Source organism: Arthrobacter sp. MW3 TE3886 (genome assembly GCF_041262145.1).
In the GTDB taxonomy this organism is placed as follows: Bacteria; Actinomycetota; Actinomycetes; order Actinomycetales; family Micrococcaceae; genus Arthrobacter.
Genome location: NZ_JBGCAN010000001.1, coordinates 4,077,336 through 4,102,719, shown reverse-complemented (window position 1 = coordinate 4,102,719; position 25,384 = coordinate 4,077,336). Strand labels below are relative to the sequence as shown.

Annotated in this window: 24 protein-coding genes; 8 read left to right on the top strand and 16 right to left on the bottom strand. The window is 67.7% G+C overall.

Annotation, left to right across the window (positions count from 1 at the left end):
• Nucleotides 1-21 precede the first annotated feature (21 nt).
• The 3 genes from ABH915_RS18685 to ABH915_RS18675 all read right to left on the bottom strand — a co-directional run bounded on the left by ABH915_RS18685 (nt 22) and on the right by ABH915_RS18675 (nt 2,570).
• Nucleotides 22-882, bottom strand: a complete 861-nt coding sequence (locus tag ABH915_RS18685; protein ID WP_370124175.1) for a hypothetical protein — start codon at nt 880-882, stop codon at nt 22-24.
• Between the two features lie 215 nt (nt 883-1,097).
• Nucleotides 1,098-1,790 (bottom strand): hypothetical protein, encoded by a 693-nt coding sequence (locus tag ABH915_RS18680; RefSeq protein WP_370124173.1) that lies wholly within the window; start codon nt 1,788-1,790, stop codon nt 1,098-1,100.
• Nucleotides 1,791-2,021: 231 nt separating this feature from the next.
• The gene (locus tag ABH915_RS18675; RefSeq protein WP_018775052.1) at nt 2,022-2,570 is read right to left on the bottom strand and encodes a YceI family protein; all 549 of its coding nucleotides are present in this window, start codon (nt 2,568-2,570) and stop codon (nt 2,022-2,024) included.
• A gap of 213 nt (nt 2,571-2,783) precedes the next feature.
• Here ABH915_RS18675 and ABH915_RS18670 point away from each other — a divergent pair, with 213 nt between their 5' ends.
• Genes ABH915_RS18670 through ccsB form a run of 5 tightly spaced genes read left to right on the top strand, consistent with a single transcriptional unit; the run spans nt 2,784 to nt 7,727 of the window.
• Nucleotides 2,784-3,449 carry a histidine phosphatase family protein gene (locus tag ABH915_RS18670; RefSeq protein WP_370124171.1) on the top strand — a complete coding sequence of 222 codons (666 nt, stop codon included), beginning with the start codon at nt 2,784-2,786 and terminating at the stop codon, nt 3,447-3,449.
• A gap of 2 nt (nt 3,450-3,451) precedes the next feature.
• The gene (locus ABH915_RS18665) at nt 3,452-4,072 is read left to right on the top strand and encodes a TlpA family protein disulfide reductase (RefSeq protein WP_370124169.1); all 621 of its coding nucleotides are present in this window, start codon (nt 3,452-3,454) and stop codon (nt 4,070-4,072) included.
• Between the two features lie 12 nt (nt 4,073-4,084).
• Entirely contained in the window at nt 4,085-4,840 is a 756-nt protein-coding gene (locus tag ABH915_RS18660) for a cytochrome c biogenesis CcdA family protein (protein WP_018775055.1), read from the top strand.
• Nucleotides 4,840-6,612: a cytochrome c biogenesis protein ResB gene (locus tag ABH915_RS18655; RefSeq protein ID WP_370124166.1), complete on the top strand. Its 1,773-nt coding sequence runs from the start codon at nt 4,840-4,842 to the stop codon at nt 6,610-6,612. The genes ABH915_RS18660 and ABH915_RS18655 overlap by 1 nt, the downstream gene beginning before the upstream one ends.
• Nucleotides 6,612-7,727 (top strand): c-type cytochrome biogenesis protein CcsB, encoded by a 1,116-nt coding sequence (ccsB, locus tag ABH915_RS18650; RefSeq protein WP_370124164.1) that lies wholly within the window; start codon nt 6,612-6,614, stop codon nt 7,725-7,727. Before ABH915_RS18655 ends, ccsB begins: the two co-directional genes overlap by 1 nt.
• Nucleotides 7,728-8,039: 312 nt before the next feature.
• On the opposite strand, the gene ABH915_RS18645 is transcribed toward ccsB, so the two are convergent.
• Nucleotides 8,040-9,029, bottom strand: coding sequence for a hypothetical protein (locus ABH915_RS18645; protein WP_370124162.1), 990 nt, complete (start codon nt 9,027-9,029; stop codon nt 8,040-8,042).
• A 390-nt stretch (nt 9,030-9,419) separates the two neighbouring features.
• Nucleotides 9,420-9,848: a PLD nuclease N-terminal domain-containing protein gene (locus tag ABH915_RS18640; protein ID WP_018775059.1), complete on the bottom strand. Its 429-nt coding sequence runs from the start codon at nt 9,846-9,848 to the stop codon at nt 9,420-9,422.
• A gap of 129 nt (nt 9,849-9,977) precedes the next feature.
• Here ABH915_RS18640 and ABH915_RS18635 point away from each other — a divergent pair, with 129 nt between their 5' ends.
• Nucleotides 9,978-10,301: a DUF4229 domain-containing protein gene (locus tag ABH915_RS18635; protein WP_018775060.1), complete on the top strand. Its 324-nt coding sequence runs from the start codon at nt 9,978-9,980 to the stop codon at nt 10,299-10,301.
• Nucleotides 10,302-10,400: 99 nt separating this feature from the next.
• Here the strand turns inward: ABH915_RS18635 and ABH915_RS18630 are convergent, their stop codons facing one another.
• The 5 genes from ABH915_RS18630 to ABH915_RS18610 all read right to left on the bottom strand — a co-directional run bounded on the left by ABH915_RS18630 (nt 10,401) and on the right by ABH915_RS18610 (nt 15,086).
• The gene (locus tag ABH915_RS18630) at nt 10,401-11,282 is read right to left on the bottom strand and encodes a 1,4-dihydroxy-2-naphthoate polyprenyltransferase (protein ID WP_018775061.1); all 882 of its coding nucleotides are present in this window, start codon (nt 11,280-11,282) and stop codon (nt 10,401-10,403) included.
• Between the two features lie 75 nt (nt 11,283-11,357).
• A complete protein-coding gene (locus ABH915_RS18625) occupies nt 11,358-12,518 on the bottom strand; it encodes an AMP-binding protein (protein ID WP_370124159.1) in 1,161 nt (386 codons plus the stop codon).
• An 8-nt stretch (nt 12,519-12,526) separates the two neighbouring features.
• Entirely contained in the window at nt 12,527-13,480 is a 954-nt protein-coding gene (locus ABH915_RS18620; protein WP_026537400.1) for a 1,4-dihydroxy-2-naphthoyl-CoA synthase, read from the bottom strand.
• Between the two features lie 21 nt (nt 13,481-13,501).
• On the bottom strand, nt 13,502-13,942 hold the full coding sequence (locus tag ABH915_RS18615) for a VOC family protein (protein ID WP_370124157.1): 441 nt from the start codon (nt 13,940-13,942) through the stop codon (nt 13,502-13,504).
• Between the two features lie 382 nt (nt 13,943-14,324).
• Nucleotides 14,325-15,086 (bottom strand): lysostaphin resistance A-like protein, encoded by a 762-nt coding sequence (locus tag ABH915_RS18610; RefSeq protein ID WP_370124155.1) that lies wholly within the window; start codon nt 15,084-15,086, stop codon nt 14,325-14,327.
• Nucleotides 15,087-15,281: 195 nt separating this feature from the next.
• Between ABH915_RS18610 and ABH915_RS18605 the strand changes: the two genes are divergently transcribed.
• Nucleotides 15,282-16,946, top strand: a complete 1,665-nt coding sequence (locus tag ABH915_RS18605) for an ABC-F family ATP-binding cassette domain-containing protein (protein ID WP_370124153.1) — start codon at nt 15,282-15,284, stop codon at nt 16,944-16,946.
• 266 nt (nt 16,947-17,212) lie between these two features.
• Nucleotides 17,213-18,670 (top strand): amino acid permease, encoded by a 1,458-nt coding sequence (locus ABH915_RS18600; RefSeq protein WP_026537404.1) that lies wholly within the window; start codon nt 17,213-17,215, stop codon nt 18,668-18,670.
• 87 nt (nt 18,671-18,757) lie between these two features.
• Here the strand turns inward: ABH915_RS18600 and ABH915_RS18595 are convergent, their stop codons facing one another.
• The 6 genes from ABH915_RS18595 to ABH915_RS18570 are packed head-to-tail and all read right to left on the bottom strand — an operon-like array spanning nt 18,758 to nt 25,266.
• The gene (locus ABH915_RS18595) at nt 18,758-19,591 is read right to left on the bottom strand and encodes an HpcH/HpaI aldolase/citrate lyase family protein (RefSeq protein ID WP_370124151.1); all 834 of its coding nucleotides are present in this window, start codon (nt 19,589-19,591) and stop codon (nt 18,758-18,760) included.
• Nucleotides 19,576-20,361, bottom strand: a complete 786-nt coding sequence (gene hpaH, locus ABH915_RS18590) for a 2-oxo-hept-4-ene-1,7-dioate hydratase (protein ID WP_370124149.1) — start codon at nt 20,359-20,361, stop codon at nt 19,576-19,578. Before hpaH ends, ABH915_RS18595 begins: the two co-directional genes overlap by 16 nt.
• A 1-nt stretch (nt 20,362) precedes the next feature.
• Nucleotides 20,363-21,451: a 3,4-dihydroxyphenylacetate 2,3-dioxygenase gene (hpaD, locus tag ABH915_RS18585; RefSeq protein ID WP_370124147.1), complete on the bottom strand. Its 1,089-nt coding sequence runs from the start codon at nt 21,449-21,451 to the stop codon at nt 20,363-20,365.
• Nucleotides 21,452-21,499: 48 nt separating this feature from the next.
• Nucleotides 21,500-23,026, bottom strand: a complete 1,527-nt coding sequence (gene hpaE, locus ABH915_RS18580) for a 5-carboxymethyl-2-hydroxymuconate semialdehyde dehydrogenase (protein ID WP_370124145.1) — start codon at nt 23,024-23,026, stop codon at nt 21,500-21,502.
• A gap of 55 nt (nt 23,027-23,081) precedes the next feature.
• A complete protein-coding gene (locus ABH915_RS18575) occupies nt 23,082-23,783 on the bottom strand; it encodes a GntR family transcriptional regulator (protein ID WP_370124144.1) in 702 nt (233 codons plus the stop codon).
• Nucleotides 23,776-25,266 carry a fumarylacetoacetate hydrolase family protein gene (locus tag ABH915_RS18570; RefSeq protein ID WP_370124142.1) on the bottom strand — a complete coding sequence of 497 codons (1,491 nt, stop codon included), beginning with the start codon at nt 25,264-25,266 and terminating at the stop codon, nt 23,776-23,778. Before ABH915_RS18570 ends, ABH915_RS18575 begins: the two co-directional genes overlap by 8 nt.
• Nucleotides 25,267-25,384: the final 118 nt, after the last annotated feature.

Genomic DNA, 25,384 nt, shown 5'->3' with positions numbered 1-25,384 from the left:
ACTGGGCAGAGACTGGCGGAGTTACTTCCCGAACGGGGCTCCGGGCTGTCCGTAGGGGTTGGCAAAGGGCTGCCGCTTCTGGAAGTACGGCGCTGCCGCGGGCAGGTAAAGCAGCACGATGGCCGCGATGCCGACCAGTGCCGCCAGGGTGGCGAGGCTGAGCGGGATGATGTTGAAGACCGACAAGGCGGCGAACACGGTGCCCAGGATGCGGGCCCAGTTCTTGCCCTTGCGGACATTGAATGCCACGAGGGCGTACAGCCCGGCGCTGATGGCGGCGAACACCACGATGGTGCCGATCAGCACACCCTTGATGGATTCGAAATCGATGCTCGTGCCGCTCGCTGCCATCTGCTGCTCGAACATGTCCCTGACGGCAGGGCTGTCCAGGGTTCCCAGGGACACCAGCATCGAGATGACCCAGAGGGCTCCGGCTGCGATGATCAGCCAGAACGAAGTATTGACCAGCTGGGGAACCGCGCCCTGAGCCTGCGGCTGTTCGGACGGGTACTGGGCGTAGGGGGACTGACCGTAGGGGGACTGGCCGTACTGCGGTGCCTGGGGGGCGTTCTGGCCGTAGGCCGGGGGTGTTTGCTGGCCGTACTGCGGTGCCTGGGGGGCGTTCTGGCCGTAGGCGGGGGGTGTCTGCTGGCCGTACTGCGGTGCCTGGGGGGCGTTCTGGCCGTAGGCCGGGGGTGTTTGCTGGCCGTATTGCGGTGCCTGGGGGGCGTTCTGGCCGTAGGCCGGGGGTGTTTGCTGGCCGTACTGCGGTGCCTGCGGGGCGTTCTGGCCGTAGGCCGGGGGCGTCTGCGGGGCCGGAGTGGATTCCTGGCCCGGCTCGGAGCCGTCGGAAGGTGGGGGCTGGACTGGCGGGTTGCTCATGAAGCGGTCCTTTGCGTGTCGATCGATCGAATCGGCCACCGGGATCAGAGATCCTGCCCTGCCCCCAGCATGGTTTAGCTCAACCGTACCGCGGGCTGGCCCCCGTGCGGATCATTCCGGAGAGGTATTCTCAACCCTCATTCGGTGGCCGGCGAGTGGCCGCGGTGGAGCCCTGGCGCTGCCACGATCCGGCCGTGCCCTGTGCGGCGGCGGGCCTAGATTCGGCCCCGGTTGGCGACAAACCAGGCCTGTGCGTTCGGCAGCCACATGAGCACGGTCGCCACCAGGCTGATGAGGAAGCCCGGCAGGTTTCCGCCCGCCCGGCCGTCCGCGATGCCGGAACTGATGAGTGCCAGCACCAAGGAGATGCCAACAAGGATGGTGAGGGCGAAGCGGGCCCACTCCCGGCCTTCCTTCATCTTCATCGCCAGGATGATCTGAGCAGTTGCCAGCATGAGCGCCACGATGACGAGCAACAGCACCAGGAGCCCGATTGCCGGCGCGAAGGCGATCAAAACGAAGGACCCGAACAACCCGATGATTCCACCGAGGAGTCCCAGGAGCCCGCCGATAAGCCAGATCCAGTACGAGACCTTCAGCTCGGTGGGCATTGCAGCGACCTTGAACATGCCAGAGAGTCCGCCGGCAGGCAGTGCATCGCCGAAGTTCCGGGGGCGGTCGGTCGGCATCTCGAAGCGGAATCCGCCGGCAGGGGCCGGCTGGCCCTGGTACCCCGGAGGCGGTGCCTGATAACCGGGCCCGCCCTGGTACCCCGGCGGCGGTGCCTGATAACCGGGAGGGAACGGCGGGTTGGCCGGGGGCTGCTGCGGTCCCGCGGGCGGGACGTTGCCCGCCGCCGGTGGCTGGGCGCCCGGCTGCTGCGGAGGTACATCACTCGGGTTGCTCATGGCTCTCACTGTAGACCGCCGTTTCCCTGTTATCTAGGGAATCTGCAGCCGCGTCCCGGTGCCCGCCGGCGGCGCCCAACAGGGGCAGATAGCAGCGGCGCAAACAGCAGCGCCCTGCTTCATCGCGAAGATGAAGCAGGGCGCTGGAGCCGGCTGACCGGCGTCGGCCATCAGGCCCGTACTGGAGTGACCGGGACCGGACCTGTTGAATACCGACCTGTTGAATACTGACTACGCTGCGGGAGCGATGAAGGCCAGTTCCAGGTTGATGGCAACCTTGTCGCTGACCAGCACGCCGCCGGCTTCGAGGACGGCGTTCCAGGTCAGGCCGAAGTCCTTGCGGCTGATCGTGGTTTCGGCGCTGAGGCCGGCGCGGGTGTTGCCGAAGGGATCGACGGCCACGCCGTTGAATTCGGTCTCGAGGGCCACGGGGCGGGTGATGCCCTTGATGGTGAGGTCGCCCTGGAGCTCGTAGGCGTCGCCCTTGGGGACGATGGTGTTGGAGACAAAGGAGATCTCCGGGAACGTCTCGACGTCGAAGAAGTCTTCGCCGCGGACGTGGCCGTCGCGGTTGGCGTCGCCGGAGTCGAAGCTTGCGGTCTTGATCGAGGCGTTGACCTTGGAGTCGGTGACGTTCTCGGCGAGGTCCAGGGTGGCTGAGGCGTCGGTGAACTGACCGCGCACCTTGCTGATGCCGGCGTGGCGGACGGTGAAGCCGATCTCGCTGTGCGACGGGTCGAGGGTCCAGGTGCCGGTGGTGACGTTTGCGGGAAGTGCCATGGTGGTTCTCCTTGAGTCGGGTTGGTACTGCGGTGGTTCGTCTGATCGCTAGTTGAAGCATCATTGGTTGAACTCTCAACTAACTGCTTCACCCAGTATAAACATGCATTTGCATCTTTTATTCCAACTCCGGGGAACATTTTTCCAAACTCATCAGTTCTACCTCCTGTAGAAGATTTCAGATCGACCGGCATCTTTGAGAAACTGGTAGACATGCCCCAAGCCACTGTTCATTTGCTCCGCCACGGCGAGGTCCACAATCCCGATGGTGTCCTGTACGGCAGGCTGCCGGAATTCCACCTCTCCGAACTCGGCCGGGAGATGGCCCGCACCCTGGCGGAACACTTCAGGGAGCGTTCCGCGCAAGGGGCCCGGATTGTCCACCTCGCCGCGTCCCCGCTGACCCGCGCGCAGGAGACTGCGCAGCCGATCGCCGATGCCCTGGGCCTGGAGATTGCCACCGAGGCCCGCATCATCGAGGCCGCCAACCACTTCGAGGGCCTCCACGTCTCCAAAGCGGAGCTGCTGCGGCCCAAGCACTGGGCCCGGCTGTACAACCCGTTGCGGCCCTCGTGGGGTGAGCCCTACAAGGAGCAGGCCGCACGGGTCATCGCGGCAGTCCAGGACGCACGCGTCCGGGCCATCGAACTGGGCGGCAACGGGGCCGAAGCCATCCTTGTCAGCCACCAGCTGCCCATCTGGGCAACGCGGCTCAGCGCCGAAGGCCGGCCGTTGTGGCACGACCCCCGCAAGCGCGAATGCACCCTGACGTCCCTGACGTCCCTGGTGTTCGACGACGCCGGCGGCCTCGTGCGCGTCGACTACAGCGAGCCCGCTGCCGCCCTGCTGCCCGGTGCCGCCAGCACCCCGGGAGCCTGACCATGGCCGCGAACCGCCGCGAAGAAACTCCTTTGTCCCGCCGCCGCGTGCTGACCGTCGGCGGGGCCGCGCTGGCCGCCGTGTTCGGGCTGTCCGGCTGCGCCCAGGACGACGCCCTCGCCAAACAGGCCAAGGCCGGGGACAACAAGAACTATGTGGCCGGCGACGGGTCCGTCACCGAGTTCGCCGTCGCGGACCGCAAGAGTCCCGTGGCGCTCAAGGGGACGCTGTTCGACGGCACGGCCGTGACGTCGGCGGACTTCCCCGGCAAGGTGACCGTGCTGAACTTCTGGTTTGCCGCCTGCGCCCCCTGCCGGGTCGAGGCGCCCTCCCTCGAGGCGCTGAACCAGGAATTCAAGACCCAGGGCGTGCAGTTTTTCGGCGTCAACCTGCGCGATGAGAAGGCCACGGCCGACGCGTTCGACAAGACCTTCAACCTGACGTACCCGAGCTTCAATGACAAGGACGGCGCCGTGCTGCTGGCGGTCTCCGGACTCGTGCCGCCCGGCGCCGTGCCTACCACCCTCGTGCTGGACAAGCAGGGCCGCGTCGCCTCCCGGGTCCTGGGCGAAATCCAGCAGGGCACCCTGAAGTCCCTCATCGCCGCCGCCGTGGCCGAGTAGCGCGGCCCCACTGTGAACAGCCCCTTCGCCGAAGCCATCCTCAACGGATCGCTCCTGCTTGCCATTCCCGTCGCGCTGCTGGCCGGACTGGTCTCCTTCCTCTCGCCCTGTGTCCTCCCGCTGGTGCCCGGATACCTGGGCTACGTCACGGGACTGACCGGCGTCGACCTGCAGAAGCAAAGGCGCGGGCGCATGCTGGCCGGCATCGGGTTGTTCGTCCTCGGCTTCTCCGTGATCTTCGTGCTGCTCGGCGGCGCCTTCGGGCAGCTGGGCAGCGTCATCACGGGCTCGCAGAACACCTGGATCACCCAGCTGCTGGGCGTCCTGGTGATCGTCATGGGCGTGGTGTTCATGGGCGGCTTCGGCTGGCTCCAGCGCGATGCCAAGATCCACGCCAAACCGCCGGCCGGACTCTGGGGCGCGCCCCTGCTGGGCATCACCTTCGGGCTGGGCTGGGCGCCGTGCATCGGTCCGACGTATTCGGCCGTCCAGCTGCTGAGCCTCTCCGGCGGCTCCTCGGCGGCCAAGGGGGCGTTCCTGGCGTTCGTCTATAGCCTTGGGCTGGGAATCCCGTTCCTGCTGATCGCCCTGGCCGTGCGCCGCGGCATCGGCGTGATGTCCTTCTTCCGCAACCACCGGCTCGCCATCCAGCGCACCGGCGGCGGCATCCTGATCCTGCTCGGGATCCTGATGGCGAGCGGCGTGTGGGGCACCTGGGTCTCCGGGTTGCAGTACTGGTTCCAAACCGATGTGAAATTGCCAATCTGATGAGCGAGCGCGTGAACGAAAAGAAGAAGTCCCCGAAGCCCGAGGCCGTCCTGCCCACCCTGGGTCCGTTGGGCATGCTCCGGTGGGCGTGGACGCAGCTGACCAGCATGCGCACAGCCCTGTTCCTGCTCTTGCTGCTGGCCGTCGCCGCCGTGCCCGGCTCGCTGTTCCCGCAGCGCCCGGCCAACCCGGCGATTGTCACGCAGTACATCAAGGACCACCCGGACTACGGCGCGATCCTGGACTCGGTGCAGCTCTACGACGTCTACTCCTCGGCCTGGTTCTCGGCGATCTACATCCTGCTGTTCGTCTCGCTGATCGGCTGCGTGATCCCCCGCGCCATCGCGCACTACAAGGCGATGCGCTCCCAGCCCCCGCGCACCCCCGCCCGCCTGTCCAGGCTGCCCGAATACGGCACCCTGGTGATTCCGGCCGACGCCGGGATCCCGGCGTCGGCCGCCATCACCGACGCCGCCGAGCTGCTGAAGAAGCGCGGCTACCGCGTCGACGTGCGGGACCGCGACGGCGCCCGCCCGTCTTTGGGTGCCGAGCGCGGCTTCCTGAAGGAAGTCGGCAACCTCGTCTTCCACACCGCACTGATCGGGGTGCTGGTCTCGGTGGCGGCCGGCGGCCTCTTCGGCTACAGCGGGCAGCGGATCCTCGTGGAGGGGGACACGTTCGTCAACACCCTCGTCGGGTACGACCAGTTCACCCCCGGTACCAATTTCCAGAGCAGCCAGCTGCAGCCCTATTCGGTCCAGCTGGATAAGTTCGACATCACCTTCGACCGTGAATCGAAGGGCAAGTTCGGTCAGCCCATCGACTTCACCGCCGCCGTGACCACGAAGGAAAACCCGGACGCACCCGCCAAGAAGGAGGTGCTCAAGGTCAACGACCCCCTCAGCCTCGGCGGCACCAGCGTGTACCTCACCGGCAACGGCTACGCTCCCGTGGTCACCATCCGCGACGGCGCCGGCAATGTTGCCATGCAGGGTCCCGTGGTCGCCAAGCTCCAGGGCGAGAACTACTACTCCTCCGTGGTCATCAAGGTCCCGGACGCCAAACCGGAACAGCTCGCCTTCGCCGGGTTCTTCCTGCCGACGGCGTTCGTCACCGACCAGGGGGTGTCCTTCAGCGGTGATCCCGAGCTCATCAACCCGCAGTTGACGCTCAACTCCTACTTCGGCGACCTCGGCCTCGACGCGGGCTCCCCGCAGAACGTCTTCGAGCTCGACGTCAAGAAACTCACGCCGCTCAACGCCCGCAACCTGGACACGAAGGGCATCGTCCTGGCGCCCGGAAGCAGCTACACGCTGCCGAACGGCAAGGGTTCCATCAGCTTCGACGGCGTCAAGCGCTACATCGGCGTGGACATCCACCACAACCCCGGCCAGCTCTACGCCCTGATCTTCGCGCTTTTGGCCGTCGCCGGTCTGGTGACCTCGCTCTACGTGAACCGCCGCCGCGTCTGGGTCCGCACGGGCACCCACGAGGACGGACGGACCATGGTGGAATACGGTCTGCTGGCCCGCGGCGAAGACCACCGCCTGGCCGGGGAGGCCGCGGCCATCCGCAAGCTCCTTTCCGACGATTGGCTGTTGGGCGATGACGCTCCAACCGGCTCCCAGCCCGCTCCCAGCGCAACAGCGGATAATGACCGGGCGGATACCGCCGCGAAAGGTGCCAGCGGCGCGCACGCCTCTCCTGAACAACCCGCAGAAGACTTCATCCAGTCAACAGCCGGCTCTTCCGAGTCGAAGAAGGACCAGTAATGCCGTTCTCGATCAACGAAACCATGGGCCAGTACAGCGAGCTGTTCATGCTGCTGGCCGCCGGCACGTACACGGTGGCGTTCATCGCCTTCGCCTGGGACCTGGCCAAGAGCAGCAAGACGCTGCGCGCGGTGGACCTCAAGGCCGCAGAGCTCTCCGGGGCGGCCGAGGCCAATGCCGCGCGGGTTCCCGTCGGTGTCGGCGCGGCGGCCGCCGGAGCCGACGTCGCCCGCTCCGATGCGGACGTCAGCGGACCGGCAGGCCGTGCCGAACGTCCGACGTCGGCCACCTCCCGCCGCGGCACCGCGGCAGGCGCGGGCCAGACCGCCGACGGCAGCATGCGCTACGCCGGCGAGCGGCGCGCCCCCGCCCGGGTGGCCGTCGCACTGACCGTCCTCGGCGCCGCGATTCATGCGGCCGGCGTGATCACCCGCGCGCTGGGTGCCGGCCGGGTGCCGTGGGGCAACATGTACGAATTCCTCACGACGGGCGCGTTCGTGGCCGTGGCCGTCTTCCTGCTGGTGCTGATCCGCCGCGACCTGCGCTTCCTGGGCACGTTTGTGATCGGGCTGGCCATCATCATGCTCGTCGCGGCCTCCATCGCCTTCTGGACCCCCGTGGGCCACCTCGTGCCGGCGCTGCAGAGCTACTGGCTGATCATCCACGTGTCGATCGCGGTAATGTCCTCGGCCCTGTTCACCCTGACCTTCGCCATGTCCGCGCTGCAGCTCGTGCAGTCGCACCGGCAGAAGACCATCGCCGCCGGCGGCGCCGACAAGCTCGGGTTCATGCGCCTGGTTCCGAACGCCCTGAGCCTGGAGAACCTGTCCTACCGCATCAACGCGATCGCGTTCGTCGGCTGGACCTTCACGCTCATGTTCGGCGCCATCTGGGCGGAGAAGGCCTGGGGCCGGTTCTGGGGATGGGACACGAAGGAAGTCTGGACGTTCGTGATCTGGGTGGTGTACGCCGGATACCTGCACGCCCGTGCCACCCGCGGATGGACCGGAACCCGTGCCGCCTGGCTGTCGATCGTTGGCTACCTGTGCGTGGTCTTCAACTTCACGATCGTGAACCAGTTCTTCAACGGCCTGCACTCCTACTCGGGACTGTAAGCCGCACCGCAGCCGGGTCCTTCGGGGCCCGCGCTCCCTCGATTTGCCACAGATGGCCGCTAAGCCGATGCGCTTAGCGGCCATTCGTGTCAGGTGGGTACGGCTGGGGGCGGTGTGGCGTGCGGCTGGGGTCGGCTGGGGCGGCGTGGCGTGCGGCTGGGGTGGCGTGGCGTGCGGCTGGGGGCGGCATGGCGTTGCGGGCCTGCCGACACCTGTGTGCTGGACGCGGCCGCGGACCTCGGACGGTGCTTTCGGGGCTGGCAGGGACCGCGCTCCATCGATTCGCCACAGATGGCCGCTAAGCCGATGTTCTTAGCGGCCATTCGTGTCAGGTCGGTGCGGCTGGGGGTGGGCACGTTGACGCCGGCCCGGCTTTTGGCACGGGTCCGGGGTCCAGCCGCGCTCCGTCAGCGCCGCACGCACGCGGGTAACTGCGGCCGGCTCCATCCCAGGGCCGGGCGGGGTCAAATGCCATTGGGTCAATACGACGACGCGCCACCCGGCATCCCTGGCGTTCTCATCCCGGAAGATGTCGCTGCGACGCTGGGCCGGACCGGCGTGGTGACCGCCGTCGTACTGGATCGCGATCCTTTCTTGCTCATAGGAGAGATCCGGGTCCTGGATCCAACCGCCGGTCTCATCGAACATCGGGACATTGATTCCGGGTTCGGGCAGGCCATGCCGAATCAGGAGGAGCCGGAGTTCGGTCTCCTTGGGGGAGTCCGTGCCGGCGCGTATCAGGGAGCGGGCCTGCATGGCCCGCCGGCAGCCCGCCCGGCCTTGTTTCCCGGCGAGGAATGCGTCCAGCTCGGCGAGCGTGGTCAATGGATTTCTCCGCCGCAGCAGGAAGTCCCCGGCGATCACCAAGTCATCGAGGCTTAGTATGCCCGCGAGATCGAACCACGTCCGCAACGGAGAGGTGCAGCTCACCCGCACCCCGGTCACGATTTCCTCCGGTTCAAGTGACTGCTGATGGCCCACCACATTCTTATGCCGGACCGCCCGCTGGCCCGGCCGACTCGTCAGATGGATGACCGCCAGGTTCTCCAGGGCCTGCGGCAGTGGAAATCCCCACAGCACTGCCGCAGACAGGTGGCTTACGATTGCGCCCGTCACGGCAGTCAGGGCATGCACGCGTTTCAGCAAACTGTCTGGGGTGGCCGCCGTGGCGCGGACCCCGTAACAGGGGCTGACGAGATCCCTGGCCCGGGTCCGTCGTCGCCCCACCCCGGCAGTGCGGGCCGCGGCCACGGTGAAGGGCTGGTTTCGAAGATGCGGGGGAAGCTCACTGGGCTGGCGCATACGGGCATTCTGCGCCCGCGCGGACAAGGCTCGGAGGTTATCCACAGAGCAGGCACAGTGTGGGGGAGGAGTGGGCGGTGTGAGCAGCAGACGCCGGCGGGGATGAGTGGCGGCCATTTGCCGGAGATGGCCGCTTAGAGCGTGGGATTCCGGCCATTTGCGGCGAACGGCCGCAGGTGGAGGCCCGGGCGGGGTGACGGGGGCGGCCGAAGATGGGAAAGAGACGCCTGGGCCGGGGCGCGTAAACAGTGGCCAGAGGCGCTGTGAGCAGCAGACGCGGGCGCGGATGAGTGGCGGCCATTTGCCGGAGATGGCCGCTTAGAGCGTGGGATTCCGGCCATTTGGGGCGAACGGCCGCAGGTGGAGGCCCGGAATGGTTCTACCTGACCTCTACTTGACTTCGTCCGTGCCGGGCGTTCCGGCATCGCCGGGTTCGTGGGCATCGCCGGCGCCTTCGGTGCCGCCGGCTTCCGCGTTGCCGGCGTCGTGCTTGCGGCCCTTGGCGTCGAATTCTTCCTTGAGCTTCTTGAGCCTGTCGGCCTCGGCCTGGTTGCGGCGGCGGATCTCAAGGTTGCGCAGGAACTCGGGGTCGTCATCGGGCGCTACCGGGTGGCTGTAGGCAACCGGTGCGGTGTCCGTGGCGCGGGGGCGTCCAATGAGAAACCACAGGGTGGCGCCGACCACGGGGAGGAGGACCTGCACGAAGATCCAGGCGGTCTTGGAGATGCCCCTGGTCAGCCGCGCGTCAGTGCGGATGAGGTCGACCAGTCCATAGACAAACACGGCCAGTATGACGATCGGAACCACTACACGGAGCATACCTTCAGTCTAGCCGTCGGGCGCCTCGACGGCGCCGGTCACTATGCCCGGGTGCAGGCCCCAGGCACCGCGGCCGCTGGGAGCGGAATGGCCGAAGCAACGCGCCGTCCCGGCGGCTAAACTTGAGGCGTGGCTTTCCTCAAATACACCCTGATTCGGCTGGCGCTGTTTGCGCCCTTGTTTGCGCTCTTCCTCTACCTTCAGCTGGGGGTGCTCCTGGCCGCCCTGTGCGCCGGGATGATGTCCTTCGCCGTCAGCTTCCTGTTCTTCCAGAAACAGCGCGACGCGGCCACCGCGACGCTCCACCACCGGTTCTCGGGCAAGGCCAAGCCGATGCGCAGCGCCGGCGAGGTGGCCGACGCCGAGGCCGAAGACCGCCTCGTGGACGAGAACCCCGACATTGCCGTCCGCACTGACAACCGCCCCAAAGATTCCCGGCAACCCGGGGCCTGAGCCCCCGGCCCAGTCCCGTGCAGTCCCGGCAACCCGGGGCCTGAGCCCCCGCGCCGGTCCCGTGCAGTCCTGGGAAACCCCGGCTCAGAGCCCCCCCGCCTAGAAGCCGTGGCTGAGCACGAGTCCGAGTGAAAACAGCGCGGCGAAGCCGAGGTTGATCAGTCCGGTCTGCTTCAGGACCGGGATCAGGCTCTTGCGGCGCCGCCCGGAGATCATCAGCCAGGACGGCATGAGACTGGCGGGGATCAGCAGGAGCACAATCAGCATCCAGGGCCGGGCGGGGGCCAGGACGATGACCAGCAGGATCGCTACGGCCAGCATCAGCACGTAGCTTTCGCGCGCGTGCTTGTCCCCGAGCCGCACGGCAAGGGTTTTCTTCCCCGCCTTTCTGTCGGTGGGGATGTCGCGGACGTTGTTGGCCATCAGCAGGGCGCACGCGATCAGTCCGGTGCCGATCGCCCCGATGATCGCTGCGAGGCTCAGTTGCCCCGCCTGGGTGTACGTGGTGCCAAGCGTTGCGACGAGCCCGAAGAACACAAACACGAAGACGTCGCCCAGGCCGAGATAGCCATACGGGTTCTTGCCGCCGGTATAGCCCCAGGCGGCCAGCACGCAGCCGACGCCGACCAGGATCAGCCACCAGGCCTGCGTTATGATCACGAGGATCAGGCCGAATAGCATCGCCAGCCCGAAGGCCGCGAACGCTGCCCTTTTGACGTGCTCCGGGCTGGCGGCACCGGAGCCCACCAGCCGGAGCGGGCCCACCCGGTCCTCATCCGTGCCGCGGATGCCGTCAGAGTAGTCGTTGGCGTAGTTGACTCCGATCTGCAGGAGCAGGGCCACCAGCGCGGCCAGCACGGCGTTCAGCAGGATGAACGAATCCATCTCGTAGGCGGCTGCGCTGCCGATCAGCACCGGTGCGATCGCTGCCGGCAGGGTGCGCAGTCGGGCGCCTTGGATCCATTGTGCGGCTGTAGCCACGGTCAGTACCTCGTTGGTTGGTTGAATACTCGTTGGTTGAAACACGCAGCCGGCCCGAAGCCGGAGGCGGCTTGTCTATTTTCCCTGATGGAGGGCGTCCAGCAGGACCGTCATGCCCAGCCGGTCCGGTTTGCCGTTGGGCAGCATGAGCAGTTCCGCGGCGGGCAGCACCGTCTTCGGGGCCAGCGCGCCCAGCGACGGTGCCCAGGTCTCGTTCCGGCGGTCGGCGAACGCCGCCAGCCCTTCCGGGGAACTGTCGGCCACGGCGACGTACGCGGCCAGGGCGTGGCCCCACTCGGCGGACGGTACACCGGCGACAAAAGCCGCCCGTACGCCGTCGAGCTTTTCCAGCTCAGCCTGGACATGCGCGGCCGAAACTTTGACGCCGCCGGTGATGACGACGTCGTCGGCGCGGCCGAGCACGGTGAGCCGGCCGTCGGCGTCCAGCTCACCGAGGTCATTGGTCCGGTACCAGCGGACGCCGTCCGCTTCGATGAACGCCGCGGCCGAGAGCTCGGGGGCCTGAAGATAGCCGGCTGCAATGGTTGCCCCGCCCAGCAGGATGCGGCCGTCGTCCTCCACGCGGACCAGGACGTCCTCGAGCGGGAAGCCGTCGTACACGCACCCGCCGCAGGTTTCGGACGAGCCGTAGGTGGTCACCACCCGCACTCCGGCGTCCCTGGCTGCGGCGAGGAGCTCCGCGGACGCGGGACCGCCGCCGAGCAGGATGGCGTTGAAACGCCGCAGCACCGCCAGCGTCCCGGCGGAGGGAGCGTCCAGGAGCCGCTGGAGCTGGGTGGGCACCAGCGAGGTGAAACGGAGCTTGTCCGTGAGTTCCAGCGCCGCGGCGGTGAAGGCCTCCGGCGTAAAACCGCCGGAGAGGTCCATGACCCACGGGCGGGTCCCCGCGAAGAGCGAGCGGACCAGCACCTGGACGCCGGCCACATACTGGACGGGAAGGGCCAGCAGCCACTGCCCCTCGCCCTTGAGCGCAAAGGCGGTCGCCACGGACGAGGCCGCCAGGGCATCGACGGTCAGCACGGTCGCCTTTGGTGTGCCGGTGGAGCCGGAGGTCCGGACCACGACGGCCGCGTCCTCGATGCCGGCCGTGTCAGGGAATCCCAGCACCGGCGTGCCGTCCGGCCCGGCGGAGAGTTCGACGGCGGGTCCCTCGCCATGGAGGGCAGCAGCCAGCGCCTTGAGCGCAGGCTCGATGTTTATGGCTCCGGAAGTCACAGCGCGCCCTAGAAGTAGTACGGGAAAGCGGACCAGTCGGGATCGCGCTTCTCGAGGAAGGCCTCCTTGCCCTCCACGGCCTCGTCCGTCATGTACGCCAGGCGGGTCGCCTCGCCGGCGAAGACCTGCTGGCCGGCCAGGCCGTCGTCGGCCAGGTTGAAGGCGAACTTAAGCATGCGGATGGCCTGCGGGGACTGCCGGGCAATGTCGGCGGCGTACTCCAGGGCGACCTCCTCGAGGCGTTCGTGGTCCACGGCCTCGTTCACGGCGCCCATCCGGACCATGTCCTCGGCGGAATATTCGCGGGCCAGGAAGAAGATCTCCCGGGCGGACTTCTGGCCGATCTGGCGGGCCAGGAGGGCCGAGCCGTAGCCGGCGTCGAAGCTGCCCACGGTGGCGTCGGTCTGCTTGAACTTGCCGTGCTCGCGGGAGGCGATCGTGAGGTCCGAGACCACGTGGAGGGAGTGCCCGCCGCCGGCCGCCCAGCCGTTGACGACGGCGATGACCACCTTGGGCATGGTGCGCATGAGCCGCTGGACTTCCAGTATGTGCAGCCGTCCGGCGCGGGCCGGATCAATGGTTTCGGTCGTTTCACCATTGGCATAGCGGTACCCGTCGCGGCCGCGGATCCGCTGGTCCCCGCCCGAGCAGAACGAGTGCCCGCCGTCCTTGGGGGAGGGGCCGTTGCCGGTGAGCAGGACGGTGGCGACGTCCGGGGTCATCCGGGCGTGGTCCATGGCACGGTAGAGCTCGTCCACGGTGCCGGGCCTGAAGGCGTTGCGGACCTCGGGGCGGTCGAAGGCGATGCGGACGGTGGGCAGGTCCCGGACCACTTCCCCGTCTGCGGAGCGCTCCACCTGCCGGTGGTAGGTCATGTCCTGGAAGTCGTCGAAACCGGACACGGTGCGCCACCGGGAGGGGTCAAAGACGTCGGATACCTTGGCGGGGATTTCGTTGCTCACAGTCCGAGTCTAGTAATCGCGTCAGCTGATGCAGAACTCGTTGCCTTCCGGGTCCGCCATGGTATGCCAGGAATGCGGTCCCTCGCTGGCGGTCCAGAGGAAGGTGGCGCCGCGCGCTTCGAGCGCCGCACGCACTTCGTCCTTGTCCGCGCCGGCCAGGTTCACATCCCAGTGGACCCGGTTCTTGACGGTCTTCGCCTCCGGCGCGGTCTGGAAAAGAATCCGCCGGGTAGCCGGCTTGACCCCCAGATCCTGCGGCGGCCGAATGGCGGCGCCGGTCCGCCAGACCAGTTTCCCGTGGTGCACCTTGGTCTCAGCTTCCGTCGCGAAACCCTGCTCAATCATCGAACGGATGAAGCCCTCATCCTGCGGCTCAACAGCCCAGTCCAGGGTTTCGGCCCACCAGTCGGCGAGTTCGTGCGGGTTGATGCAGTCCACGGCGATCTGGATGTTCAGTGTCATGGGAAGAACCTACGACGCCGCGGCCCGCGACGGAAGGGTTCAGGCCCCACAAGGCGTCGGAGGCCCTTGCGGCGTCAGGGAGTCCACGATCCGCCAGATCGATCCATCCCGTGCCATCAGGTAGTCGAGCTTCCATTCCGAGCATGACTGCCCGTCGGGCCGCTCAGCGCGAGAAGCGTCGTCATCGCCGCAGCTGCCGGGAGCACGAACATTCGGTGGGCGTGGGCTTTCATGGCAGTCCTCCCCAATACAAGGTTGCCGCTCCAACCCTCCCAAACTATCGCGAAGTGCCCTCAAGATAGCGCATGCGCCGGCGAACAACCAGAGGGGAACCGCGTGCGGCGGTAGGGTTCAGGCCCCACAAGGCGCCGCGTTCCTTCGGTCAGCCCTGGACCTGCTGCAGCTGTTCGAGCACCTCGGGCGGAATCGCGTAGATGAAGATGACCGCCAGGAGGTTCTTGGAGGCGTGGACGAAGTAGGAGAACATGACGTTCTTCCCGGTCCAGACGTACACGAACACCAGGACGGCGCCCATGGCGAGGTACGGCATCAGCACCTGCAGGGTCATTTGCTCCTGCCCCACGATGTGCAGGGCCGCGAAGAGAATCACGGACATGGTGCAGCAGACCCAGAGGTTGACCCGGCGGCTCAGTTTGCCGATCAGCAGATGGCGGAAGATGTATTCCTCGACGAACGGGCCGACCAGCACCAGCAGGGGCACCATGAGCCAGACCGGGACCTGCTGCATGAGCGCCTGGAGGCCGGCCTGGTTGGCGGAGGTCTGCACCGGCCCGCTAAGGGCCACGAGCACCGCGGTGAGGATGAGCATCGCGACGACGGTCAGGGGCACCATCAGGGCCGTGAACCAGGGCCTCGTGGCCAGGACGCGGAGATCGCGGACCGCGACACGCCGGGCGGCGGTCACGGCCAGGACGCCGACGGTTGCATAGAAGATCAGGTTCACCGCGTAGGACGCCACCGCAGGATTGGGCGAGAGCTGCAGCAGCAGCGGCTCCAGCAGGCTGCCCGCCACGGCGAATACGCCGGCCACGGCAACATAGAGTCCAACAGTGATGAAATCGAGCCGGGAGAACCGGTAAAGCTCCGGCTGCGGCGCGGGTGGTGTGCGGAGAGCTGTGCCCATGTCCCCAGCCTAGCGCCGAGGCAGGAGGACGCGGTCCAGCTCATCATCCCCGGCACCACGGCAGACCCGACGCCCGACGGCGGCACCCGCCCCGGACACCGGCCCCGGCGCCCAGTGCCCCAGTGACGGCCGGCGGTGCCATACTGAGGCTGCAGGCCGCCGTCGGGCATGCTGGCACCTACTTGCGAGGACTCCTTGAGCGAACATCTCCGCCTTTCAGGCGTATCCCACGGCTATGGGGACCGCCAGCTCTTTGCCGGCGTCGACCTTGCCATCACTGCCGGAGAACATGTGGCGATCGTTGGCGAAAACGGCGCGGGCAAATCCACGCTGCTGCGGATCCTGGCCGGCTTCGAGGCCCCGGACGAGGGCACGGCCGTCAGCCACGGCCGCGTGGGCTACCTGGCCCAGACCCATGGCCTGCCGGAGCAGTTCACCGTCCGCGACGCGATCGACGCCGCACTGGAATCGCTGCGCGCGCTGGAGGCCGAGCTGGACCGTCTGGAGGACGGGCTGGCCGGCGCGGAAGCGGACGAACTGGAGCGCTACGGAAACCTGCAGACGCAGTACCAGCTCAGGGAGGGCTACGCCGCGGAATCCCGGGTGGAGGCGGCGCTGGACCGGCTCGGCCTGGGCGGGCTGGACCGGATGCGGACACTGGGCTCGCTCTCCGGCGGGGAACAGGAACGGGTGGCACTGGCCTGCGTTCTCGCCGATCCCGCGGACATCCTGCTCCTGGACGAACCCACCAACCACGTGGACGCCAGCGGCACCGCCTGGCTGGAGGCACGGCTGGCCGCGCACCGCGGCACCGTGGTGGTGGTCTCCCACGACCGCGTCCTGCTGCGCAAAGTGGCCTCAACCGTGATTGAGGTCGATGCCGAACGCCGGTCGGTCAACCGGTATGGCAACGGCTATGAAGGCTATCTGCGGGAGAAGGCTGCCGAACGCCAGCGCTGGGCCCAGCAGTACCACGGATGGCTGGACGCGATGGCCGCCGAACGGCTCCAGGCGGACACTGTTTCCGGGAAGATGGGCTACGCCCGCCAGCGCGACGGCGACAAAATGGGGTTCGACTTCAAGGCCGGCACGTGGCAAAAGGCCGCCACCAGCAAGGTCCGCAATGCCCAGGAGCGGCTGCGCCGGCTGGAGGCAAACCCCATTGACCGTCCCCCGGTGCCCCTGAGGCTGGCGACGGATCTGCGGGCGGACGTGGCCGAAGGCCCGGCTCTCGAGGCGAAGGGGGTCGCCGTGCCCGGCCGCCTGGAACCCACGGACTTCCGGGTGGAAACCGGCCAGAAGATACTCATTACGGGCCCCAACGGTGCCGGGAAGTCCACGCTGCTCTCCGTCCTCGCCGGCACGCTGGAACCGGCCCAGGGCAAAGTGGTGAGGCACGGCCGGATCGGCTACCTGCAGCAGGAATTGGACCTTCCGCAGCGCCCGGGACTGCGTCTCCTGCCCGCTTTTGCCGCGGGCCTGGGCGGCAACATCGATGAGCACGCCGAGGCCCTGCTCCGGCTGGGGCTCTTCCGGACCAGCGAATTCCACGTGCCGGTGGGCAGCCTTTCCGCGGGGCAGCAACGCCGGCTGGCGCTGGCCCGGCTCCTGCTCGGCGGGTTCGGGACGATGCTGGTGGACGAGCCCACCAACCACCTGGCGCCCGTGCTGGTGGAACAGCTCGAAGCGGCCTTGTCCGAGTTCGCAGGGACACTGGTCATGGTCAGCCACGACCGCGCGCTGGGGGAGTGGTTCAGCACCTGCGCCCGGCGAGGAACGAGCCAAGAAACTCGGAACGGGCACGGGAACAGCTCCGGGAACTGGCTCCGGTACGCGATGCGGGACGGCGCGCTGGCGTAACAGCAGGATGAGCCGGACTTTGCGGAGCCGAAATAGAACATTATTCGGCGATTAGGCAAATCATGCGCCATAAATTATGGATAGTACCCATCTGGTGTTGCCCGCGTCACGGCCAGGCTGGGAATTCTAGTACGATGGATGAGCCGCGCGAAGCTTTGACTTTGTGAGGTTCGGTACACGAGGCTGCCCCACCGGGCAGAACCCGAATGGTGTGTAACCGAATCCCGGTCCCGTCCCGGCCATAATTCGACCTACAAGGAACCGTTGTGCCATCACTTACCCCTACAGAACTCCAGAGCGCGCCGGCGGAATCCGCCGTCGACTCGACCCTCAGCGCCGAGGGCTACAAGAAGACCCTGAGCGGCCGCCACGTGACGATGATCTCGATGGGAGGCGCAATCGGCGTCGGCCTGTTCATGGGAGCCGGCGGACGCCTGGCCTCCACGGGCCCGGCGCTGATCTTCTCTTACGCCATCGCCGGCGTGATCGCCTACCTGCTCATGCGGGCACTGGGCGAGCTCATCATGTACCGCCAGACCTCGGGCTCCTTCGTCAGCTACGCCGGCGAAATGTTCGGCAAGAAGGGCGCCTTCCTCTCCGGCTGGATGTACTTCATCAACTGGGGCATGACCGGGATCGCCGAGCTGATCGCGATCGGCCTGTACTTCCAGTTCTTCTTCCCCAACGTGCCGGTGGAAGCCTCCGCGATTGCCGCCCTCGCGCTGCTCGTGGCCGTCAACCTGCTCAGCGTCAAGGCGTTCGGCGAGTTTGAATTCTGGGCGTCCTGCCTCAAGGTCGGCGCCATCCTGATCTTCCTGGCCGTCGGCACCTTCATGGTGGTCACCAACGCCAAGGTCGGCACCGGCCACGCCTCAGTCGCCAACCTCTTCGCCGACGACGGCGGGATGTTCCCCAAGGGCGCCCTGGTGATGGTCCTCGTGCTCAACGCCGTGATCTTCGCCTACAACGGCATCGAACTCGTCGGCATCACCGCCGGCGAGATGGAGAACGCCAAGCGCGAAGTGCCCAAGGCGATCCGCGCCGTCGTACTGCGCATTGTGGTGTTCTACGTCGGTTCCGTGCTGCTGCTGGCCATGCTGCTGCCCTCGGACCAGTACAAGGCGGGCGTGTCCCCGTTCGTCACCGTGTTCGGCCAGATGGGCCTCGGCTGGGTGGGCGACGTGATGAACATGATCGTCATCACCGCCGCGCTGTCCTCCTGCAACTCGGGCCTGTACTCGATCGGCCGCGTCTTCCGCACCATGGCCAACAACGGGCATGCCCCGCAGTGGCTCACCCGGATGTCCAAGCGCCACGTGCCGTACGCGGCCATCCTGGCGATCGCCGCCTTCTACCTCGTGGGCATCCTGCTGAACATCTGGCTCGGCGGCTCGCACGCCTTCGACCTCGCACTGAACACCGCCTCGATCGGCGTGATCTTCACGTGGGGCGCCATCTTCGCCAGCCAGATCGCGCTGCGCCACCAGAAGGGCCGCGTCTCCAGCCTGCCCATGCCGGGCTCGCCGTGGACCAGCTGGGCCGGACTGGTCGCGCTGCTGGCCATCACGGTGCTGATTGGCTTCGACACCATGACCAGCAAGACCGGTGAGGTCTTCCACCTGGGCCTGTGGACCCTGGCGACCGTTCCGTTCTTCGCCCTGGTGCTGTGGCTGGGCTGGCAGAAGGTCAAGAACAACGCACCCAAGAGCGAGCTCTACAGCTAGGACCGACCAGTCCGGCGCTTAACGCGGCGACGGCGGCAGCCACCTGGAGAAGGTGGCTGCCGCCGTCGCGTTTAACGCCCCGAAGCTTCAGTAACTGGCGGGGGTGCCGCCAGGCTCAGCCACCGGGTCCGGTGGGATGTAGTCGGCGGCAAGGGCCTCGGAGCCGCGGGCCAGGATGGACACATCCGCCCCGACCAGCACAAACGCTGCGCCGGCGGCCAGGTAGGCGCGGGCGGTTGCGGGGTTGAAGGCGTTCACGCCGGCGGGTTTGCCGGCCGCGGTGGCGGCGGCGAGGCAGTGTTCGACGGCGGCGCGCACCCGGGGGTGTTCCTGCTGGCCCAGCAGCCCCATGGAGGCGGCAAGGTCGGAAGGCCCGAGGAAGATCGCGTCCACGCCGTCCACCGCCAGGATGTTCTCCACGGCGGCAACCGCTGCTTCGGATTCAATCTGGACGGTGACGCTGACGGTGTCGGAGGCGCGGGCGAGGTAGTCCGGGATCCGGTTCCAGCGCGCGGCCCGGGCCAGGGCGGAGCCGACGCCGCGGACCCCGTGCGGCGGGTAGCGGGTGGCGGCCACGGCGGCCTCCGCCTCGGCTGCCGAGTTCACCATGGGGATCAGCAGGTTCTGGACGCCCAGGTCCAGGTACTGCTTGATGAGGACCGTGTCGTTCACCGGCGGCCGGACCACGGCCTGGACCGGGTAGCCGTGCACCGCCTGCAGCTGGGCCAGGACGGATTCGAGCCCGTTGGGGCTGTGTTCGGCGTCGATCAGGAGCCAGTCCAGGCCGGACCCGGCGCAGAGCTCGGCCACCAGCGGGCTGCCCGAGCACACCCACATCCCGGCCAGCGGCCGGCCGGCAGCGCCGGTTTGCTTGCGCAGGGCGTCCCTGAGCGTTGCGTCGGGTTCTACTCGAAGCGGCATGTGATGCTCCCCAGCGGTCCGTAGTCGGCGTGCACGGTGTCGCCCTTGTAGACCCAGAGCGGCCGGGTGAAGGAGCCGGCGAGGATGATGTCGCCGGCCTTCATCCCGTCGCCGTGGGCGGCGATCTTGTTGGCCAGCCAGTGCACGCCGTTGGCCGGGTGGTCCAGGACCCCTGCCGCGACGCCGGTTTCTTCCACTGTCTGGTTCTTGTAGAGGATAGCGGAGACCCAGCGCAGGTCCACGGCGTCGGGACGGACGGGGTTGCCGCCGATCACCATGGCGCCCATGGCCGCGTTGTCGGCGATGGTGTCCACGATCGTCCGGCCCTCCATCTCGATCCGGGAGTCCAGGATCTCCAGGGCCGGGACCACATAGTCGGTGGCGTTCAGGACGTCGAAGATGGTGCAGCCGGGGCCGGCGAGGTCCTGCTTCAACACGAACGCGAGCTCCACCTCGACCCGGGGATGCGTGTACCGGTCCCAGTCCACGGAGCAGCCGGTTTCCAGCACCATGTCATCGAAGATGGCGCCGTAGTCCGGCTCGGTGATGCCGGTGGCGGCCTGCATCGCCTTGGACGTGAGGCCGATCTTGCGGCCCACCAGCCGGCGTCCGGCGTCCTCGTTGCGCCGCCGCCACAGCTGCTGGACGGCGTAGGAGTCCTCCACCGTCATCTCCGGGTAGCGGGTGGTCAGGCGGGGGACCGGTGTGCGGTTGCGGCCGGCCTCCAGCAGTTCGTCCGCGATGGCCTCGATCGTTGCGGGATCCAGCACGCTAGACCTGCGCCCCGAGCTTGAAGCCCGTCGCTTCTCCGGCGGAGCCTTCCTCTTCCTTGCGGGTGTAGGAGAAGCCGTCGGCGCCCACGGTCACGGCCATCTCGCTCTTTTCCTCGCGGACGATCACGGGCTGCGGGTTGCCGTCGAGGTCCAGGACCAGGGAGGCCTCGGTGTACCAGGACGGGACCACGGGATTGCCCCACCAGTCGCGGCGCTGGTTGTCGTGGACGTCCCAGGTGATGGTGGGGTTATCCGGGTCGCCGGTGTAGTAGTCCTGGGTGTAGATCTCGATGCGGTGGCCGTCCGGGTCCAGGATGTAGAGGTAGAAGGCGTTGGAGACACCGTGCCGGCCGGGGCCGCGTTCGATCCGGTCCGAGATGCGCAGGGCGCCCATCTTGTCGCAGATCTGGATGATGTTGTGCTTCTCGTGCGTGGCGAAGGCAATGTGGTGCAGCCGCGGGCCGTTGCCGCCGGTCAGGGCGGTGTCGTGCACGGTCTGCTTGCGGTGCATCCACGCGGCGTACGTGACGCCGTCGGAGTCCTTGATGTCCTCGGAGACGCGGAAGCCGAGGTCCTCGAGGTACGCCCGGCCGCGCGGGACGTCCGGGGTGACCTGGTTGAAGTGGTCCAGCCGGACCAGTTCGCCGGCGGAGTAGAGGTCATAGCGCTGGGTGAGGCGCTCGACGTGTTCGGTCTCGTAGAAGAATTCGTAGGGGAAGCCGAGCGGGTCCTCGACGCGGACGGCGTCGCCGATGCCCTTGGTGAAGCCTTCTTTGCGGCGTTCGGTGCGGCAGCCCAGTTCCTTGTAGTAGGCCTCGGCGGCGTCCACCTCGGCCGGGGACTTCACCCGATAGGCGAAAGCGGCCGCAGCGGCCACGGGACCCTTGCGCAGCACCAGGTTGTGGTGGATGAACTCCTCGAGGGAGCGCAGGTAGATGGTGTTCTCGTCTTCCTCGGTGACGTGCAGGCCCAGCAGGTCCACATAGAACTCGCGGGACTTGGCGAGGTCCGTGACCACGAGTTCCAGGTAGGCGCAGCGGACGATGTCCGGAGCCGGGACAGTGGGGGTGGGGACGAAGTTGGTCATGGTGCTCTCTCTTCTTTGAAAGGGGTCTGGGTGGCGCCGGCGGGAAACTTAGGCGCCGAATTTAGGCGTGTGGACGGTGCCCAGGGTGATGTGGACGGCCTGCTGGTCGGTGTAGAAGTCGATGGAGCGGTACCCGCCCTCGTGGCCCAGGCCGGAGGCCTTGACGCCGCCGAACGGGGTGCGGAGGTCGCGGACGTTGTGGCTGTTGAGCCAGACCATGCCGGCCTCGACGTTCTGCGAGAAGTTGTGGGCCCGGGTCAGGTTCTGGGTCCAGATGTACGCCGCGAGCCCGTACCGGGTGTTGTTCGCCAGGGCGAGGGCCTCGGCGTCGCTGTCGAACGGGGTGATGGCGACCACGGGGCCGAAGATCTCCTCCTGGAAGATCCGCGCGTCCGGGGCGACGTCGGCAAACACAGTCGGGGCGATGTAGTTGCTGTTGTTGAGCCCTGCGGGCAAGTGCTCCGGCCGGCCGCCGCCGGCCAGCAGCCGGCCTTCGGTCTTGCCGATCTCCACGTAGGAGGCCACCTTGGCGTAGTGCTCGGGGTGGACCAGGGCGCCGACCTCGGTCTTGGGATCGTGCGGGTCACCGACCACGATGTTCCTGGCCCGGGCGGCGTACTTGTCGCAGAATTCCTCGTACACGGCGCGCTCCACCAGGATCCGGGAGCCGGCGGTGCAGCGCTCGCCGTTGAGGGAGAAAACGCCGAACAGGGCGGAGTCGATCGCGGCGTCGAGGTCCGCGTCGGCGAACACGACGCACGGTGACTTGCCGCCCAGCTCCATGGAGAGGCCCTTGAGGTTCGCCGCGGCGTTGCGGAAGATCGTCTGGCCCGTGGTGGTCTCGCCGGTGAAGGAGATCAGCGGCACATCCGGGTGCTTCACGAGGGCATCGCCGGCTTCCTCGCCGAGGCCGTTGACCAGGTTGAACACGCCGTCGGGGAGCCCGGCGTCCTTGAAGATCTGCGCCCACAGCGAGGCCGAGAGCGGGGTGAATTCGGCCGGCTTGAGCACCACGGTGTTGCCGGTGGCCAGGGCCGGGGCGAGCTTCCAGGACTCGAGCATGAACGGGGTGTTCCACGGCGTGATGAGCCCGGCGACGCCGATCGGCTTGCGGTTGACGTAGTTGATCTGGGCGCCGGGGACCTTCATGGCGTCGTCGAACTGGGCCACGATCAGGTCCGCGAAGAAGCGGAAGTTCTCCGCCGCGCGCAGCGCCTGGCCCTTGGCCTGGGTGATCGGCAGGCCGGTATCGAACGTTTCGAGCTCGGCCAGGCGTGCCTCCTGGGCCTCGACGGCGTCGGCGATCCGGTTCAGGACCCGGGCCCGCTCGCGCGGCTTCATCTTCGGCCACGGGCCGTTGACGAACGCCTCGCGGGCCGCGGCGACGGCGAGGTCGATGTCTTCCTTCTGGCCGGCGGCGGCGGTGGCGTAGTTGGTGTTGGACACCGGGTCCAGGACGTCGAAGGTTGCCCCGCCCACCGAATCAACGAATTCGCCGTTGATGTAGTGCTGGATGTGGGTGGGAAGGTCCTGCGGAACGTAGTGGGCTGTGGTTTCTGCGGCAGTAAACGTCATTGTCTTCCTTACTGGTAGTCCAACGCAGGGTCACTTACGGCCCATGAGGGGGGCCTTAATGGGCGCTAAGTGACCCCGCGTTGGTTTGGGCGAGGTACGCGTCGAGGGTGGCGCTGCGGTGGCGGCGGGCGGCCTTTTCGATGTCATCCGGGCTGGCGCCGGACTCGATGAGCTGCAGCAGCGCCTCGTGCTCATCGACGGATTCGTGGGCACGGCCCGGGACGAAGCGGAACGTGGAGGACCGCAGCGACGCCAGCCGGTTCCAGCCCCGGTGGACGAGGTCCAGGATGTGCGGATTGGGGCAGTGCTCGAACAGGACGCTGTGGAAATCCTGGTTCAGGGCGGTGAACCGGATGGGGTCGAAGTGCTGCAGGCACTCGCGCATCTCGGCGTTGACGGCCCGGGCGCGGGCCACGTCCGCCGCCCCGATCAGCGGGGCCGAGAGTGCCGTGGCGGCGCCCTCGACGATGCTGAGGGTCTGCATCGTGTACAGGTATTCGGTGGGGTCGATCCCGGATACGGTGGCGCCGACGTTCCGTTCGAATTTGACCAGGCCCTCGGCCTCGAGCCGGCGGATGGCTTCGCGGACCGGCACCACGCTGACGCCCAGGTCCTCGGCGATCTTGGCCAGCACCAGCCGGTAGCCCGGGGAGTAGGTCCCGTCCACGATCCGGGCCTTGACGGCCGCATAGGCCTGCTCGGATTTGCTGCCGGAGGTCGCGGGCGGCGTGGCTGCGGCCCTGGCTGTCTCAGTCATTGGCCTTGCCAGCTTCCCATTGCTCGTAGCGGGTCCGCCATGCGGCGTTGAGCGGGTAGAGGCCGTCGACGCTGTGGCCCTGCTGCACCATCTCGGCGATGAAGGTTTCCTCGCGTTCCTGCGCGATCGAGTCGTCCGCGACCTCGTCGGCGAGGGCCGGCGGGATCACCAGGATGCCGTCCGCGTCCGCGACGATGATGTCCCCGGGCTGCACGGTGGTGCCGCCGCAGGCGATGGTGATGTCCGTGTCCCAGGGGATGTGCCGGCGGCCCAGGACGGCCGGGTGCGGGTTGGCATAGTAGGTCGGCATGTCCATGGCGGCCACGGCCGAGAAGTCGCGCACGCCGCCGTCGGTGATGATGGCGGCGGCGCCGCGGACCTGGGCGCGCAGGGCCAGGATGTCGCCGATCGTGCCGGTGCCCTTTTCGCCGCGGGCCTCCATCACCAGGATCTCGCCCTCGTTGACGGAATCGATGGCCTTCTTCTGGGCATTGAAGCCGCCGCCGTGGGTCTTGAACAGGTCCTCGCGGTTGGGCACGTAGCGCAGGGTCCGCGCCAGTCCCACGATCCGCCGCTCCGGGCGGGTGGAGGTCAGGCCGTCGATGCTGACGTTGTTCAGGCCGCGCTTGCGCAGCTGGGAGGACAGGGTGGCCGTGCAGACGGACTCCAGCTTCGCCTTCAGCTCCGGGGACAGGCCCGGCGTTCCTGACGGCTGGGCGGCGGCGAGCCCGGCCGCTTCACGGGAACCGTAGGCTTCCTCCCGCTGGAGATCATCGGTCTTCGGCCGGGCGCCGAAGTCCGCGAACGGCGTCGTGCCTTCCACTACCCGGGTGACCAGCCGGCCGGTGGTGAGCCCGCCGCCGTCGTTGTCTACTTCCACCTCGACGATGTCGCCCGGCGTGGCGACCGACGCCCCGGCGGGGGTGCCTGTGAGGATGATGTCGCCCTCTTCGAGGGTCAGCAGCTGGGACAGGTCGGCCACGAGCCGTGCGAACGGGAAGAGCAGGTCCCCGGTGGTGTCGTCCTGGACCAGCTCACCGTTGTGCCACGTGCGGATCCGCAGTTTTGCGGGATCGACGGCGTCTGCCGCGATCAGGCCCGGGCCCACGGGCGTGAAGCCGTCGCCACCCTTGGAGCGGAGGTTGGAGCCCTTGTCCGCGTAGCGGAGGTCGTAGACGCCGAGGTCGTTGCTGGCCGTGACCCACTCGACATGGCTCCACGCATCCTCGATGCCCACGCGGCGGGCGGGCTTGCCGATGATCAGGGCGATCTCGCCCTCGTAGCCGAGGAGTTCGCAGCCGGCCGGGCGCTCCACGGTCGAAGGGGCTGCTGCCGAACCGAGAGCCAGGGACGACGACGGCTTCAGGAAGTAGGAGGGCTGCTCGGGTGTGCGGCCGCGCTGGGCTGCCCGGCTGGGGTAGTTGATATGCACCGCGATGACCTTGCGGGCCGCGGCCAGGATGTGGTCGGTGACCTGTTCCAAGTGTTGCTCCTCATCGAGTACGAAATCGTATACGAAACACTATGGCCCGGGAATGGCGGAGCGTCAACCCCCTGCGCCGGGACATTGGCACGGGCATTTGCCGGCACCATCTGGCGCA

Excerpts from the sequence above, each read along its gene's own strand:
- ABH915_RS18685 (WP_370124175.1), bottom strand. The coding sequence starts at position 882 with ATGAGCAACCCGCCAGTCCAGCCCCCACCTTCCGACGGCTCCGAGCCG.
- ABH915_RS18680 (WP_370124173.1), bottom strand. The coding sequence starts at position 1,790 with ATGAGCAACCCGAGTGATGTACCTCCGCAGCAGCCGGGCGCCCAGCCA.
- ABH915_RS18675 (WP_018775052.1), bottom strand. The coding sequence starts at position 2,570 with ATGGCACTTCCCGCAAACGTCACCACCGGCACCTGGACCCTCGACCCG.
- ABH915_RS18670 (WP_370124171.1), top strand. The coding sequence starts at position 2,784 with ATGCCCCAAGCCACTGTTCATTTGCTCCGCCACGGCGAGGTCCACAAT.
- ABH915_RS18665 (WP_370124169.1), top strand. The coding sequence starts at position 3,452 with ATGGCCGCGAACCGCCGCGAAGAAACTCCTTTGTCCCGCCGCCGCGTG.
- ABH915_RS18655 (WP_370124166.1), top strand. The coding sequence starts at position 4,840 with ATGAGCGAGCGCGTGAACGAAAAGAAGAAGTCCCCGAAGCCCGAGGCC.
- ccsB (WP_370124164.1), top strand. The coding sequence starts at position 6,612 with ATGCCGTTCTCGATCAACGAAACCATGGGCCAGTACAGCGAGCTGTTC.
- ABH915_RS18645 (WP_370124162.1), bottom strand. The coding sequence starts at position 9,029 with ATGCGCCAGCCCAGTGAGCTTCCCCCGCATCTTCGAAACCAGCCCTTC.
- ABH915_RS18640 (WP_018775059.1), bottom strand. The coding sequence starts at position 9,848 with ATGCTCCGTGTAGTGGTTCCGATCGTCATACTGGCCGTGTTTGTCTAT.
- ABH915_RS18615 (WP_370124157.1), bottom strand. The coding sequence starts at position 13,942 with ATGACACTGAACATCCAGATCGCCGTGGACTGCATCAACCCGCACGAA.
- ABH915_RS18610 (WP_370124155.1), bottom strand. The coding sequence starts at position 15,086 with ATGGGCACAGCTCTCCGCACACCACCCGCGCCGCAGCCGGAGCTTTAC.
- ABH915_RS18595 (WP_370124151.1), bottom strand. The coding sequence starts at position 19,591 with ATGCCGCTTCGAGTAGAACCCGACGCAACGCTCAGGGACGCCCTGCGC.
- hpaD (WP_370124147.1), bottom strand. The coding sequence starts at position 21,451 with ATGACCAACTTCGTCCCCACCCCCACTGTCCCGGCTCCGGACATCGTC.
- hpaE (WP_370124145.1), bottom strand. The coding sequence starts at position 23,026 with ATGACGTTTACTGCCGCAGAAACCACAGCCCACTACGTTCCGCAGGAC.
- ABH915_RS18575 (WP_370124144.1), bottom strand. The coding sequence starts at position 23,783 with ATGACTGAGACAGCCAGGGCCGCAGCCACGCCGCCCGCGACCTCCGGC.